Raw genomic sequence first — 16,265 nt, forward strand, 5'->3', positions numbered from 1 at the left:
GTGAATTATTTGGTCATTGCTTCCAAGATGTCATGCTTGGTGACAATTTGTATGCCATGATGCTCATCTCGCACGAGTACAGCTTTTTCTTTCTCCAACATAGAAGATAATACATCCAAGGTACTGTCCAAGGCTACAAATTTCATAGAACCTTCCATCACTTCTGATACATCAGCATCTTTCAATGAAGGGTTTTCTATAATTTTATTGAGGAGTTTGCTGTCTGTGATGCTACCAATCACATGGCCGTTTTCCATAACTGGAATTTGAGATACGGATTTTGTGTTCATGAGGTTGATCGCATTTTTGACAGAATCGCCTTTTTGAGCAGTAACCAATTGATAGCTTCCATTTCTTGCTGCAATAATTTCTCTGGCTGTACCGAAGGTTTTATTTTCCATAAAGCCATGGTTACGCATCCAGTCGTCATTATAGATTTTACCTAGGTAACGCGTGCCATGATCCGGTAAGATGATGACCATTACATCGCCTTCTTTTAGGTTTTCCTTGGCGTATTCCAATGCTCCATGAACTGCTGAACCGCAAGACCAACCAACAAATAGCCCTTCTTCTCTGGAAAGTCTTCTGGTCATCACAGCGGCATCTTTGTCTGTTACTTTGATGAAATGATCGATCATGTCGAAGTCTACATTCTTTGGAAGAATATCCTCCCCAATACCTTCTGTTAGGTAAGGATAGATTTCGTTTTCATCAAAAATTCCAGTCTCTTTGTATTTCTTGAATACAGAGCCATAGGTATCGATCCCAACTGTTACGATGGAAGGGTTTTGCTCTTTCAGGTATTTTGCAGTTCCACACATGGAACCTCCTGTACCCACCCCTGCAGCATAATGCGTAATTTTTCCTTCTGTATCTTTCCAGATTTCAGGGCCAGTGGTCTCATAGTGAGCCAAGGCATTGGACAAGTTATCGTATTGATTAGGATAAAAGGAATTGGGAATATCCTGATTGAGTTTTCTAGCCACAGAATAATAGGAGCGAGGATCTTCTGGAGCCACATTAGTCGGGCATACCACCACTTCGGCACCAACTGCTCTTAAAATATCAATTTTTTCTTTAGACTGCTTATCGGCCATTGTGAAAATACTCTTGTAGCCTTTGGCGATAGCAGCAAGCGCCAGTCCCATACCGGTATTACCGCTTGTTCCCTCGATGATGGTTCCTCCTGGTTTTAAAATTCCGGCCTTTTCGGCATCCTCTACCATTTTGATCGCCATTCGATCTTTCATAGAGTTACCTGGGTTGAAATATTCTACTTTGACGAGAATTTCGCCTTTTATCCCCTTATTTAATTTATTGAGTCTGATTAATGGTGTATTGCCAATGGTCTCAATGATGGAGTTATAAATCATAACAAGTTGAGTTTATAAGCCTGCAAGTTACAAATTATTTCCATGCCTTAGTTTATAGGATGTTGTAAATCCGAAGAATATTTGGTTTATCTTTCGGAGATTGCTTTCATTGGGATAGCAAATTCATCTATCAAGGCCACTGCTCCATGGATGCCTGTTTCATCTAAATCAGAAATAAGAATTTTTAAATTTTGACTTACAGAAGGGTATCGGAATGAGGCGATAGAATTTACCATACTGTCTTTGAAAAGTGGATATGCTTTGCGTATAGATCCTCCTAGAATAATTGCCTGAGGAGCCAAGGTGTAAAGAATATATTTAATCAATTCCCCTAAATGATGGCCGTATTCTTGGTATGCTTTAATAGCATGTCTATCACCTTCTAACGCTTTTTTTGCCATAGACTTGGCTTTTATGCCATATTCTGAAATAAAAAACTTGCTGCTGCAATAATGTTCAAAGTCTTTATCTAAGTAAGGAACGGAGCACCATTCTCCTGCTGCATAGTTGAAACCGCAGTACAAATGGCCATTGGCAATGATACCTGCACCTAGACCTGTCCCGAGAGTGACGCCTACTACATTTTTGAATATTCGAGCTTTTCCAAATTTGTATTCTCCAAGGACAAAACAATTAGCGTCGTTGTTGATAAACACAGGTCTGTTGAAGCGTGCTTGAATAAAGTCCCTTAAATGGACTTTTCGGAAAGAGGGAATATTGGAAAGATTCAAAACTATGCCATCTTCTGCATTGATTAATCCTGGTATCCCAATACCTATGGCGAAAAAATCATGATGGATATAGGATTGAATGACATCCGAAATGGTTTCCAAGATAAACTCCTGAGTCTCCATGGAAGGTGTAGGAATACTACGGATATCAATTAGCTGGCTACCTACCAAAACTCCTGTCTTGATGTTTGTACCTCCAATATCAATTCCTAATATAGGTCTTTCAGTTTTGAACATAAAGCGATTTTAACAAAATTTATAAAAGACGGAATCAATATCCGTCTTTTTGTATAGGTTTGAGGATGATTATTATAACATACCCTCAATTGACTTTTCTAGTTCCCTTGCATGGGCTAAAAATTCTTCCACATTCATGTCCTTAAAGAAGATTAAGCCATGACTAGATCGAACTTTTGCAGTTTCATGTAAATAGAAGTAGTTTTTTCCCAATAGTAGCTGGATATCACTTAATTGATTTACCCACACTTTTTTGGCAACCGTGGAAAATTTTCCATTGTGAGAATAACTTGGAAAAGAAGCATTGACCTGAGAGAGGTAGCAGTTAGCGAATGAATCCTCCATTACAGACATGTCCCCAAGTGATACTGGAACGATGACATTGGCCTCATGCGGCTCAAACTTAAACCAAACATTTCTGTATCCTATAATTCTTAGATCGCTTAAATCTTTTTCTTCCCCCCATTGTCTGACAGCTTCAGCTGTCGCTTGTAATACTTTATAATGTGTGTCTGGTCCAGAACCTTCTGGGTCTAAGGTTAGACTTATTTTGGTAGGATTGACTTGCCTGAATAAATTGACAATGGGCTCCACATCTCGCTTTTTGTCAGGCTGCTCCGTAAAGATGTCTCCTGTATAGAAGCCTAGTCGCAAGTGATGTACATTTTTTACCTGAACTCCAAAATGTGCCCATACCAATTCTTCCTCAAACTCACGGATCATTCCTTTTAATTTTTGGATTTTAGCGGGATTTTTTTCTCCATCATAGCTATTTCTGAGAATGCTGATGACATCATTGATGGTTTCTCTCAGTTGTTGTTTGTTTTTTACTTCAAATATATCCACCAAGGCTCTTACCACTCGGTGACTCAGTCCACGAGCCCTTCCCAAGCTATCTTCTGCAGCCACTTTTGTTAGGTAGTGGTAAACATCCTTATCTGTCTTTAGCTTATATCCTATACGGAAAAAGTCCTCATAATGGACCATTTGAATTTCTCCATTATCCAGAAGTTTTTTGGTATGTAAGAGCGTTTCTATGACAAATGTGTTGGTCACAGCGGTGAATCCTGAGGTTAAGACTGAAAAATGTGCCTCATTGCTGTTTTCATTGAGTTGATTGGTGATATGAGGAAGTATTCCTAAAGAGATGTCATCGTGATGCGGTCCTGTGTGAAGAAGTACCTCATTTTTCTCTTTGCTAATGCCACGATTGATTTTTGCAATCATGCTTTCCATGACTTGAGACACGGTATCTTCGGATAAGTCTGGAATTTTAGACGCATAGCGATCATTCTTCAAATCTTCTAACTTTAGTCGTTGGCCGTATTTCTTTAATTTTTTACATAGCTCGATGACAGCACGTTCGGTTTTTTCCCAAGTCCATTCTCCATTGAAAAAATAGGAATCCACTGAGTCAGATAAGCGAACAGCCGCTCCTTTGGTCAGATAAAAGCGACCATTTTTTAGTTTTTGTAACACAGTAGCAGGATAGATATTAGTCATTTCCTGCTCTAAAGAATCTTTCACGATTTGAGCTTTTGCTTCCCCCGCTGCGATGATGATTCCCACTGCATCTTTATTATACACTATTGTATCCAAGCCGATAGTGATTACTAGTCTATTGGCAGATACTTCTATACCTCCTAGGTCTCCCGCAGCTACTGCTTGGGTTTCAAAGTTCGTTTCGGTCAGTCTGGTTGTAGAAAAAAGATGGGAGCCTCGGGTATTAAAAGCAATATGACCATCAGGACCAATTCCCCCTAGAAAGAACCCAATTCCTCCTTTGTCCCGAATGCGTTGCTCGTAATCTCCGCACCACTTATCAATTAGGTAAATTGAATCCTGCTGAAGCTTTTCCAGAGGGGTCTGTGCTTCCCTAAATCGCAAAGAAAGGTCTACTTTTAAGTCAGGGAAAACTTCTTTAAAGTGCTTCCCTTCAGCCAAAGGGATTTCATCTGAATTGATAAGGATTGCTTTCTCTTTACTTAATCCAAATCCTTCTAGATAAAACTTATTCACATAATCAAAAAAACTGTTTTTTTGCTTGGAAGAAATGGGGTAAAACTCATCGATTTGCACGAAGGTGAGATCTTTCAATTCAGGCTTTGAGGTTTTTTCCAGTCCATACTGCTTCCTGATTTCTTTTCCTTTGTGGCTATCCCAGTGTTCAAGCAGGTATTTCGTCCATTTGATAAAGTACTCAGGGGTTTTACCCGTTGGTAGGCTGATTACTCCAGATGGATTGGAAGAAACCCATTCAAGGAATCTACAAGCGGTGATCAATCCTAATTTTGGAAAGTTGTCTACTACTAAATATGGTATTTTAGTACTGATTTTTTCAATGCCTGATTCTTTTTGAAATGCTTTTTCTACTGCAGAGAGTGGATAGTTGCCTAGCATAAACTATGTGATTATTGGTGTTAGTGAGCGTTGATTCTTCCACAAAATAAAAAAACTTTTCTTTAAAAACACAAACTTTAATAAAAAAATTAAAAAAGATATTTTCCTATTTGCTAAAATATAGTGTTTGTGAAGTTGATTTTTACCTTAAGTTGAAAGCTTTTGATCACTTTAAAAATTTCAACCAAGGTGACTAGCTGCACTTTGGTCAATTCTTGAAGACTTATGAAATTATCGACTATGGTGCCGTTTTTCATTAATTGAACAGCTTGTTTTTCAAGTCTTAGGGACATGAGGTAGTAGTAAGCATGATCCAATTCTTGTGCTTCTTTCTCTGAGAATATACCATTTGCCCTAAGTTGTGCAATCCTTTTACCTGTATTGGTTGGATGAATACCATTTTTCAAGGCAAAAACCCGAACTAAATCAACAATAGGGTTCATCATTTCTTTACTGTTGATTTTTTTATCTCCATCAATTTTTACTGATTTGATGCCTTTAAAGATGGTTAAAGGGGGTTCATATTTTAATGCATTTTCACCCATGTGGACCCAAAAGCGCTCAGTGGTATGCATCAATTGTTCGTCGGTGTATGTCTTGAGTTCTTCTAATAGTGCGAAATCTCCATAAATCGCTCTGCAATCAAAAAATGTAGCATACTTCATGATGGTGTCTTCCGAAGATTCTTGGATCCATGTGAGATAGTTTCGCTTCCAGTGGCTCAGTGAATGGGTCCATTTAGGGTTTTTAGCCATAAATCCGCCTTTACAAAAGTCTATACCAATAGTATCTAATTGTGTAGATACCTTGTCAGCAAATTCCAAAAAGTAAGCACGCACTTCTTCTCGGTGTTCGTTGGCTTTGTCCTCATAGATGATGGCATTGTCTTGATCGGTTTTAAGTGTTTGTTCCTCTCGTCCCTCAGAGCCTAGTACAAAGAAGACAAACGCTGCGGGGGCAGGACCAAGCACATGCATGACATTTTCAATTACTCGAAGGGTAATGGTGTCAGCAATACTCGTAATGATCTGATTGATGATGGAGGCTTTGAGTCCCTGTTGAATCAGACGGTTGACCAAGTCCGGTACCTGTCTCCATTTTTTAGCGAGTTCAAAGGTGTCCAATGCCTGTCTTACTGATTGTATAAAAATAAAAGGGCTATTTGATTGCTCCATCAATATCTTTGTTCTGCTGATCCAACCAATGTAAGCTTCCTTTTTTTTCACCAAGAGGTATCTGGTTTTGGTTTGGAACATGAGTAACAATGCTTCATAAAGAAAATCATCTTGATTGATGGAGATAATGTTTTCTTCCATTATCAAGGATACGGGTTGATCATAAGGAACGCCTTGTGCCAAGACTTTATCTCGAAGCGTGATATCTGTGAGGTAACCAATTAGGTTTTGTGAGGTATCTGAGACAAAAAGAATGGAGATCTTTTCAGTCCTCATAAGAGAAGCAGCGGATTGTATACTTCTATGACTGTCAATTATGGTCAGTCCATGGTAATGCAGATCACTCAATCTGCGGGAGAAAAATTGTTCGGAAAAGGAAGCGTTGAGTGTCGTCATAAAACCCCGTTAATTGTTCTCGTTGGTCTCAAATTTGCTTAAAAATAAAGAGACCAAATACATATTTGGTCTCTTTACTCTCTTCTAGGCTGGGTAACTTACTTCTAAACTTTTTTAACGTTTATTGCATTGGGGCCTTTTTTGCCATCTTTCACATCGTAGGTTACTTTGTCGTTTTGCGCTACTTTGTCAACTAAGCCTGTGGCATGGACAAATACATCGGATTGTGATTCATCATCTACAATGAATCCGAATCCTTTTGCTTCATTGTAGAATTTTACTATACCGGTAAGCATGATAAATTGGATAAATATGTGGTTAAATGCATTATAAATGTAAAAAGAGAAATTTATAATTCAAACAATTATTTCGCTAAATTAGTGAAATGAAAAAACTTCTGCTAATCAGACATGCCAAATCCTCATGGGAAAATCCCTTCTTAAGTGACCATGCAAGACCATTAGCATCCCGTGGATTAAGAGATGCTCCCCTTATGGGCTTGCGATTGAAAGATAAAAATATCCGCCCTGATTTAGTGATTTCTTCAGATGCAACGCGAGCGAAGGAAACTGCTTTTTTGATTAGCAAGGTCTTGAATTATCCCAAACAAACAGTGGTTTTGACAAGAGCATTGTATCATGCATCAGCAGATGAAATGTTAGCCGTAATTAGACAGGTAGACCAAGAAATAAATACCGTATTTTTATTTGGGCATAACCCGGGGATGAACGATCTGATGTGGAAACTAAACGGCACTTTGGACAATTTACCTACCACAGGGATTTTCGCAGTGAAAGCGGCTATTGCTGACTGGAAGGATTTTAATGAAAGGAATGCAGCGTTTTGGTTTGAGGATTATCCGAAGAAGGGGTGATTTAATTAATTTATGTGAAAGAAGCCCTATCCGAGAAGACGCTTTTTCCAATCTTTGGGTGCTAAAAGATGCCTATCAAAAAAGGCTTTATTGTTAGGAAGAGATGAAGCAACTAAATCAAAAATCTGCCTTCTAAAATCTAAAATTAAAATTCCCTAACATCCTGCAAGACTCCTTCAAACTCCCTGAAGTGTTCAATCAGATAAATGATTTTCTGAGCAGCGTGAGAGGGACTACTGAGCTGATTATTTTGATACAGCCCTTGGAATTTGGCCAAGGATGAAAATGACTCCGATTTGGCTGAGCGTATATCCGTTTGCATGGCGGTATCAACTACCCCAGGTGCCACAGCAAAATATCGAATACCATTTTTATTTAGGTTTGATTCGTTTTGAGCAGCTTCAGTGAATAAGTTAATGGCTGCCTTGGATGAAGAATAGCCAGACCAACCATCTAAGCCTTTTTTGGCAGCTCCTGAGCTGATATTGATGACAATTTTTATAGCATTAACCTGTTCATAAGCTTTTGCAAAGGCGTTGCTTAGGATGGCAGGTGCAATAACGTTTAGGTTATAAAGGCTAAGGATGTTTTCAGGTTGGAGATGTCCTACATGCGCAATTTCGCCAATCCAGCCTGCATTGTTGACGAGCACAATTCTTTCAAATGAATTAGAAGGGAAAAAGTCCTCAACTTGCTTTATAAGGAATTGGATATCAGATAAGTCTGATTGAAAATGTTGGTATCGCTCGTGTGCCAAAGGGCTCTCCGAACGAGCGATACCAATGATGTGATTAGATGGATGCTCTAACAATTGCTTCACCAATGCAAGACCTATTCCCTTGCTACTGCCGGTAATGATGAAAAGAGAATCCATGCTGGAATTATAAAATGTATTGCGATAAATCGCGATTTTTCACTAATGAACTCAAACGTTCTTGAACCATATCCCGAGTGATCATAATCTTAGAATTTGGCTCAATGCTATCCGGTACATCAAATAAGAAGTCGTTTAGCAAATGGCTCATGACCGTATGAAGTCTTCTCGCTCCGATGTTTTCCACTTCTTCATTGATTTTGAAAGCCAAGTGAGCAATTTCTTCTATGGATTCATCATTGAAGTCCAAATACACCTCTTCTGATTCAAACAATGCCTGATACTGCTTGGTAAGGGCATTTTTAGGTTCCTTCAGGATTTTGTAGAAATCTTTTTCGGTCAAACTTTGAAGTTCTACGCGGATAGGGAACCTTCCTTGCAATTCCGGAATCAAATCTGATGGTTTTGCAACATGGAATGCTCCTGCTGCTATAAATAATACGTGGTCTGTATTGATCACCCCATACTTGGTATTCACTGCTGAGCCTTCTACTATTGGAAGTAAGTCTCTTTGAACTCCTTCGCGGCTGACATCAGGGCCACCTCCACCTTTGCTGCTTTTGGAAGCAATTTTATCGATTTCATCGATAAAGATGATTCCGTTATTTTCTGCCAATCGCAAAGCCTCTTCTTTCAATTCATCAAAGTCAATCAATTTGGAAGTTTCATCTTCCAATAAGGTCTTCCGCGCTTCTGCAATGCTAACCTTGCGTTTCTTGGTTTTCTTAGGCATCATTCCAGAGATCATGTCCTGCAATCCCTGCATGCTGGCATCATCCATCATGCCGTTACCGATCATGCCAATGCCTACCGGAGGAGATTGCTTTACTTGGATCTCAATTTTTCGATCTTCTAGCTCACCATTTTTTAACTTTTCTCTGAAACGCTCTCTTGTACGTTCGTTCAGTTCATCGTCTCCGGCTTGTGCAGGGTCAAAATCATTTTCCTGAGCATAACCTGTTCGTACAAATCCGGGGCTTTTTACCGGTGGAATGAGAATATCCAGCAATTGTTCTTCTACGGCAAGTGCTGCTTTTTCCTTCACTTCCTCATTCTTTTTTTCACGAACCAGGTGCACAGATTGCTCCACTAGGTCGCGGACCATGCTCTCCACATCACGACCCACATATCCAACCTCCGTAAATTTGGATGCTTCTACTTTGGTAAATGGTGCATTGGCGATTTTGGCAAGTCTCCTAGCAATTTCAGTTTTACCCACACCTGTGGAACCGATCATTAGGATGTTGTTTGGGACAATATCCTTCTGGATATCTCCCTTGACATGCATTCTACGGATTCTGTTCCGCAAGGCTATTGCAACGTTTCTTTTGGCATCGTGCTGCCCAATAATGTATTTGTCCAACTCCGCAACAATCTGTTTAGGAGTTAAGTCTTGAAAATCTTGTCTCATACGTTTGTGGGCTTACCCCTCCTTTTTAGTTGACTCTGCCGGGAAAACAAAATGCATTGGGTCTTCCACTTTAGTTTTGAGCAGAGCAATGTTTAATACTTCCTCAACCTTATCGACGAAGTGGAATTGAATTCCCTTTAAGTATTCTTCATCGATCTCCTCAATATCGCGTGCATTCTTCTGACAAAGAATGATTTCTTTTAGACCAGCTCTTCTAGCGGCAAGAATTTTTTCTTTGATACCCCCTACAGGCATAACTTTACCTCTCAAGGTGATTTCACCTGTCATGGCAATTTTAGCTTTAACCTTACGTTGGGTGAAAATGGATGCCATAGCCGTAAGCATGGTAATACCTGCAGAAGGACCATCTTTAGGCACTGCTCCAGCTGGTACGTGTATATGCAGGTCATAAGTGTCAAAAATCCGATAATCTATTCCTAGCTTATCTGCTTTGGATTTCAAGTAGGAGAGGGCTGTCATGGCAGATTCTTTCATGACATCTCCTAATTGGCCGGATAATGTAAGTTTGCCTTTTCCTCTGCTTAGGGAAGTTTCAATATGTAAAATTTCCCCACCAAAAGACGTCCAAGCAAGACCAGTAACTACTCCTGCAACGGAATTGTCTTGATAAGATTCTTTATCAAAAATCTCACCACCAAGAATTTTCCTTACGGCAGCAGGCGTGATTTTTTTATTGTATTCCTCCTCCATAGCTATGGATTTGGCAACGTTACGGATAATTTTTCCAATTGCTCTCTCCAAACTCCTTACGCCCGATTCTCTCGTGTAGTCTTCAATGACTTTTACGATGGCAGTCTTATCAAACGTGATATCTTTACTCTTCAGCCCGTGCTCCTTACGTTGCTTAGGGATCAAGTGATTTTTGGCGATTTCAACTTTTTCCTCCATGGTATAGCCTGTCACTTCGATGATTTCCATTCGATCGCGCAAAGCAGGCTGAATGCTGTCCAAGGAGTTGGCTGTAGCAATAAATAGGACTTTTGATAAGTCGTACTCCACTTCCAAGTAGTTGTCTACAAAGGTGCTGTTTTGCTCAGGATCTAATACTTCCAAGAAAGCTGAAGAAGGATCTCCTCTGAAATCGGCTTTTAACTTATCAATTTCATCCAATACATACACAGGATTGGAAGTTTTGACCTTTTTCATATTTTGGATGATCTTTCCTGGCATAGCTCCTACATAGGTTTTTCTATGACCGCGGATTTCAGCTTCATCATGAACACCACCCAAAGACATTCGAATGTATTTTCTACCTAAAGCAGCTGCAATGGATTTACCTAAGGAGGTTTTACCTACTCCCGGAGGGCCATACAAGCATAATATTGGGCCTTTCAGATCATTTTTCAGCTTCAATACTGCCAAGTATTCAATGATCCGCTCTTTGACTTTCTCTAGACCAGTATGATCTTTGTCCAAAATGGCTTTGGCATTTTTAAGATCAAAGTTATCCTCTGTGAATTCATTCCAAGGTAACTCAACCATGGTCTCCGCATAATTTAGCGCAATAGGATACTCTGCCGCTGATGGATTGATACGCAGAATTTTATTAACTTCTTTTTCGAAGTGCTCGGCGACGGTTTTAGGCCATTTTTTCTTAGCTGCTTTGGCACGTAATTCTTCGACCTCTTTTTCAGGTCCCTCTTCACCCAACTCAGTTTGAAGTACTTTCATTTGCTGCCGCAAAAAGTAATCTCGTTGCTGTTGGTCGATGTCGGTGTGAACTTTTCTGTGAATTTCACTCTTGAGTTCCAACATCTGAATATCCTTCATCATCAATTCTAGCAGCAGCGTCGCTCGCTCCAGGCCATCGTTGATTTCTAATAGCTTTTGTTTGGCTTCGACAGGAGCATTGATATTGGACGAAAGAAAATGTGTAAGAAAAGCAGTATTGTCAATATTATCCAGAGCTACTTGTGCCTCCCTTGGAATCTCAGGATTTAAGTGAAGGATTTTAGCGGCGGCTTCTTTGATAGACTCTTCCAAGGCTTGAATTTTCTTACTGTTTTTGGGGAAATTTTCCTCCAAAAACTCAACTCTTGCCGTGAAATAAGGGTCTTCTGAAATAGGCTCGCTTATTTTAAATCGTTTTTTTCCTTGAATAATGATAGTGGTATTGCCATCCGGTAGGACAATCATTTTGATGATCTTGGCAATCGTACCCACATGGTAGATATCATCCCAAGAGGGGTCATCATTATTTGGGTTTACCTGCGCACAAACACCGATGAGTTTATCACCCTTTTGGGCTTTTTTCACCAATTTGATGCTGCGCTGTCGACCTACTGTAATTGGTATGACGACTCCAGGAAAAAGAACTGTATTTCTGACCGATAAAATGGGAATAGCATCTGGATAGGAATCAATCTGATTGGAAGTTTCACCTTCTTCCTCTGTAATCAAATGGATCAAGTCTCCTTCTCCCGCAAAATCTCCCAAGAATAATGATTGATATGGATTGTCGTTGTGTTTGTTCATAAAGGACAAGATGACAGGTTTACTGCCATGTTAATCGTATAAATAGAAAGAACCTTCAAGTTAAGAAGGTTCTTTTAAATATTTCAATGAATATGCCAATGTTTATCAAAGTACATTTTGGCAGAAAAAAAAGCAACGGAAACCGTTGCCTGTTACTATTTACAGGTATTTATAATTAACTGGTAAATAATTTAAGAATATCATTACCAATGGCAAATACCATCAATGCCAATAAAACCACCATTCCGACTTTTTGGGCATTTTCCAAGAACTTATCTGAAGGTGCTTGCCCTGATATCATTTCATATAATAGGAACATTACGTGACCTCCATCCAAAGCCGGAATCGGAAGTAAGTTCATAAAAGCTAGAATCATTGAGATCAAGCCTGTGATACTCCAAAATTTCACCCAATCCCATTGATTACCATATATTTTGGCCATTCCGATTGGACCGCTTACATTTTTAGCAGAAACCTCTCCTGTAAACATTCGGCCAAGCGCTTTTGCATTGATAATGACCACCCCAAATGCACGTTCGGTTCCTTTGGTTATGGATTCAGCAATACCATATTTTCTTACGACAGGTTCAAGGAGAGAGTTGACCGCAATGCCAATGGTGCCCTCTGCACTTACCGTAGCTGTTTTTTCAATTGTTGTACCATTACGCTGCACGGACAGGTCAACTTCTTGTTCTTTTACTTCTGCGAGTGCTTTTTGCAACTCATCAAAATAAATAATCGGTTGACCGTTCACAGCTACAATTTTATCGTCCGCTTGCAGGCCAATCTGTTCGGCCACAGATCCTGCAGCAACATCCCGTATTTCAAATGGGAAGCGGATATTGATAAAGCTTGCCATAGCCTGTTCATTACTGAACGAATTGATAAAACCTCTCGGGATTTGGATTTGGATGATTTCTCCATTTCTATTGACTGTGTAGTATCCACTGCTCAATAATGCCTCACCGCTGCTCAGCTCTGCAAAACTAGTGTAGGTCTCTCCATTGATGTCCAGTATTCTATCTCCATCTTGGAAACCGATTTGTTGACCGATTTCATAGGCTACGATTCCGTGCTCCAATACTTGATCTCGTGAAAAGAAGGTTTCACCATTTTGATATACCAAAACCACAAAAATGATAATACCTGTTACCACGTTGACTATGATACCTCCAAGCATAACAATCAAGCGTTGCCAGGCTGGTTTGGCTCTAAATTCCCAAGGTTGAGGTTCTGAAGACATTTGCTCCGTATCCAAGGACTCGTCTACCATTCCGGAGATTTTCACAAATCCTCCCAAAGGGATCGCTCCAATGGAATATTCTGTCTCTCCCCACTGAAATCCAATAATCTTAGGTGGAAAACCGATAGAGAATTTTTCTACACGCATGCCAAACATTTTGGCGGTAAGGAGGTGGCCAAGTTCATGCAAGCCCACCAAGATTGACAACCCAAGCAAAAGCTGGGCTATCATAATCAAAGTATCCATTATATTTTACTCGTTATTAGTTCTGTTGCCATCAACCGCGAAAGCTTATCTGTTTCTACGTAATCTTCTAAGCTTGGGTGTTGAATATAATTCATTTTTACTAAGGTTTCTTCGATGATGTCTGACATCTCCAAGAAGCCTACTTTATCCTGCAAGAATGCTGCCACAACAATTTCGTTCGCTGCATTGAGAATACAGGCTGTATTTCCGCCTTTTTCCAAGGCATCATATGCCAATTGGAGATTTCGGAATGTCTTTGTGTCAGGTTGCTCGAAGGTCAGGTTTGGGTAATTAATAAAGTCAAATCTAGGAAAATCTGATGGAAATCTATCAGGGTAACTCAAAGCAAATTGAATAGGGATACGCATATCCGGTAACCCGAGTTGTGCTTTGATGCTTCCATCTTCAAATTGAACCAATGAGTGAATGATGCTCTGAGGGTGCACGATGACTTCTATTTGCTCTCTCGTAACACCAAAAAGCCATTTTGCTTCTATTACCTCCAACCCTTTATTCATCAAGGAAGCCGAGTCAATGGTGATTTTGGCTCCCATATCCCAATTAGGATGTTTCAAGGCTTGTTCCTTGGTTACATTTGCCAAAAAGGCCCTATCTTTTCCTCTGAATGGGCCTCCGGAGGCTGTTAGAATCAGTTTTTCAATTGGGTTATGGAATTCTCCTACGAGGCATTGGAAGATTGCTGAGTGCTCGGAATCAACAGGGTAAATATTGACTCCTTTGTTTTTCGCCAATTCAGTGATCATTTCTCCAGCTACCACCAATGTTTCTTTATTGGCCAAAGCGATGTGTTTCCCTGCATTGATTGCGTGGATGGTTGGCAAGAGTCCGGAATATCCAACCAAAGCTGTCAAAACAATATCAATGCTCTCCATTTCTACCACTTGCGCCAAAGCTTTTTCTCCTGCATAGACTTTTATATCCAGCGGGTCCAAAGCTTCTTTTACATGCATGTAAAGCTCCTCATTGACAATGACCACCGCATTGGGTTGAAATTGCTTGGCCTGGGAAATCAATAAATCTGCATTGTTTTGGGCAGTCAAAACTTCTACTACAAACTTGTCAAGATGTGCCTGTATGACATCCAAAGTCTGTGTTCCTATGCTTCCTGTCGACCCTAAGATGGCGACGTGTTTTTTTTCTGACATCAACGAATCCCTGAAGAAATTATTTGGGTTACTTAAATAATCTGACAAAATTACAAGGTTATCTTACTTTTCCTGCTATTATTTCTTTTGTTTTTGCCGAATACAGGATTTGGCATGTAAATGGGAAAAGTATTTGTAAATTGACATATTAATAACTGTGTGAATCGCATTTTCGTTAACAAGTTTATGGCAAAGAACCTAAAATTTATAGCATTGGCTTTTCTCGCTGGTTTAGCGGGAGCTTGGACCTATCAGCAGCTGTTTGTTTCTGAACAATTTTCCACCTCAGAAGAAGCTGTTTCGATGCAAGCACCTTTTCAAGTAAGTTTTGATAGGGAAGACAGTGCCCCTGTGTCAGTCAATGCTCCAATGTCTTTTGTGGAGGCATCCGAAAGAAGTACTCCCTCTGTTGTATTTATCAAAAACTTCTCAGGGACAGACCAGCGCAGATACAGTATTTTTGATTATTTCTTTGGCACAGGTCCTACTCAGCGCGTAAGCACGGGATCGGGTGTGATTATTAGTTCTGACGGTTACATCATTACCAATAACCATGTAATAGAACGAGCGGAGACGATCGAAGTAGTCCATCAAAAAAGAACCTATCCTGCCCGATTGATTGGGACAGATAAAAATACTGATATAGCTGTGCTTAAAGTAGAGGCGGCGAATCTTCCTGCGATCAAACAGGGGAGTAGCAGAGATTTGAGAATTGGGGAATGGGTGATTGCTGTCGGTAATCCTTTCAATCTTACATCTACGGTGACTGCGGGAATTGTATCAGCCAAGGAGCGTCAAATCAATATACTTGGTGGGGAATTTCCTTTGGAGTCTTTTATTCAAACAGATGCCCCAATTAACCCAGGGAATTCCGGTGGTGCTTTGGTAAATGTGAAGGGGGAATTGGTGGGAATCAATACCGCTATTCTATCACGCACAGGTTCCTACACAGGTTATGGTTTTGCAGTACCTGTGGACATTGCGGTGAAAATTGCCAATGACCTGATTAAGTTTGGGGAAGTACAAAAAGCAATCCCAGGGGTAGATGTCGTGGAGGTAACGCCAGAACTAGCGGAAGAAATGGCTTTGAATTCACTGGATGGAGTGATTGTTACTCATGTGATTCGTAATGGGGCAGCAGAAAAGGCCGGTTTACAACGAAATGATGTGATCACCAGAATTGAAGGGTTTGAAGTAACAGGTAAAGGGAGTTTTGAAGAGGTGCTTTCCTACTATTATCCTGGAGATAAAATCACCGTTCACTACAGAAGAGGAAAAGATTCCCGTACAGCCCAATTGACGCTTCAAAATCTGGAAGGTGGTACCGGTGTTTTACGTCGAGAGTTCTTTACTTCCAATATCTTAGGTGCCAGACTAGAGACTATCAATACTTTGGAGAAAGATCGCTTTAATATTGCTTACGGAATAAAAATAACAGGATTGACCCGTGGCTATTTGAGGGATTTAGGCTTGAATAATGGTTTTATCATCACACAAATCAATGGGGAGCCTGTAAAAAACCCTGAGCAAACTGGTCAATTCTTGGAGAAATTCAGTGGTCGCCTACGATTGGAAGGATTCACTGCCAATGGTCAGCCATTTATGCAATCCTATAATGTTCGCTAATGAATCCATAAACCCAA

The 16,265-nt window shown here is 40.1% G+C and carries 12 protein-coding genes; 2 read left to right on the forward strand and 10 right to left on the reverse strand.

Annotated elements, in window-relative coordinates; genetic code table 11:
• Positions 1–5: 5 nt before the first annotated feature.
• The 5 genes from IE080_RS09795 to IE080_RS09815 all read right to left on the reverse strand — a co-directional run bounded on the left by IE080_RS09795 (position 6) and on the right by IE080_RS09815 (position 6,608).
• Complete coding sequence (locus IE080_RS09795; protein ID WP_189581427.1) at positions 6–1,373, reverse strand: pyridoxal-phosphate dependent enzyme; 1,368 nt, start codon at positions 1,371–1,373, stop codon at positions 6–8.
• An 86-nt stretch (positions 1,374–1,459) separates the two neighbouring features.
• Positions 1,460–2,341: an ROK family protein gene (locus tag IE080_RS09800; protein ID WP_189581429.1), complete on the reverse strand. Its 882-nt coding sequence runs from the start codon at positions 2,339–2,341 to the stop codon at positions 1,460–1,462.
• 72 nt (positions 2,342–2,413) lie between these two features.
• Positions 2,414–4,741, reverse strand: a complete 2,328-nt coding sequence (locus tag IE080_RS09805; protein ID WP_189581431.1) for a PIG-L family deacetylase — start codon at positions 4,739–4,741, stop codon at positions 2,414–2,416.
• A gap of 113 nt (positions 4,742–4,854) precedes the next feature.
• The gene (locus IE080_RS09810) at positions 4,855–6,312 is read right to left on the reverse strand and encodes a DUF294 nucleotidyltransferase-like domain-containing protein (protein ID WP_189581433.1); all 1,458 of its coding nucleotides are present in this window, start codon (positions 6,310–6,312) and stop codon (positions 4,855–4,857) included.
• Positions 6,313–6,416: 104 nt separating this feature from the next.
• On the reverse strand, positions 6,417–6,608 hold the full coding sequence (locus IE080_RS09815) for a cold-shock protein (protein ID WP_189581436.1): 192 nt from the start codon (positions 6,606–6,608) through the stop codon (positions 6,417–6,419).
• 89 nt (positions 6,609–6,697) lie between these two features.
• On the opposite strand from IE080_RS09815, the gene IE080_RS09820 reads away from it, so the two are divergent.
• The gene (locus IE080_RS09820; protein ID WP_189581438.1) at positions 6,698–7,186 is read left to right on the forward strand and encodes a SixA phosphatase family protein; all 489 of its coding nucleotides are present in this window, start codon (positions 6,698–6,700) and stop codon (positions 7,184–7,186) included.
• Positions 7,187–7,331: 145 nt separating this feature from the next.
• Here the strand turns inward: IE080_RS09820 and IE080_RS09825 are convergent, their stop codons facing one another.
• From IE080_RS09825 to IE080_RS09845, 5 genes are all read right to left on the reverse strand, one after another.
• A complete protein-coding gene (locus tag IE080_RS09825; protein ID WP_189581441.1) occupies positions 7,332–8,060 on the reverse strand; it encodes an SDR family NAD(P)-dependent oxidoreductase in 729 nt (242 codons plus the stop codon).
• Between the two features lie 7 nt (positions 8,061–8,067).
• Positions 8,068–9,471: an ATP-dependent protease ATPase subunit HslU gene (gene hslU, locus IE080_RS09830; protein WP_189581444.1), complete on the reverse strand. Its 1,404-nt coding sequence runs from the start codon at positions 9,469–9,471 to the stop codon at positions 8,068–8,070.
• 12 nt (positions 9,472–9,483) lie between these two features.
• Positions 9,484–11,967, reverse strand: a complete 2,484-nt coding sequence (gene lon / locus IE080_RS09835; protein ID WP_189581447.1) for an endopeptidase La — start codon at positions 11,965–11,967, stop codon at positions 9,484–9,486.
• 175 nt (positions 11,968–12,142) lie between these two features.
• Positions 12,143–13,456 carry an RIP metalloprotease RseP gene (gene rseP / locus IE080_RS09840; protein WP_189581450.1) on the reverse strand — a complete coding sequence of 438 codons (1,314 nt, stop codon included), beginning with the start codon at positions 13,454–13,456 and terminating at the stop codon, positions 12,143–12,145.
• Complete coding sequence (locus IE080_RS09845) at positions 13,456–14,622, reverse strand: 1-deoxy-D-xylulose-5-phosphate reductoisomerase (protein ID WP_189581518.1); 1,167 nt, start codon at positions 14,620–14,622, stop codon at positions 13,456–13,458. The genes rseP and IE080_RS09845 overlap by 1 nt, the downstream gene beginning before the upstream one ends.
• 186 nt (positions 14,623–14,808) lie before the next feature.
• Between IE080_RS09845 and IE080_RS09850 the strand changes: the two genes are divergently transcribed.
• A complete protein-coding gene (locus tag IE080_RS09850) occupies positions 14,809–16,248 on the forward strand; it encodes a trypsin-like peptidase domain-containing protein (RefSeq protein WP_189581453.1) in 1,440 nt (479 codons plus the stop codon).
• The last annotated feature ends 17 nt before the right edge of the window (positions 16,249–16,265 follow it).

This window comes from Mongoliitalea lutea (genome assembly GCF_014652135.1).
GTDB lineage: Bacteria > Bacteroidota > Bacteroidia > Cytophagales > Cyclobacteriaceae > Mongoliitalea > Mongoliitalea lutea.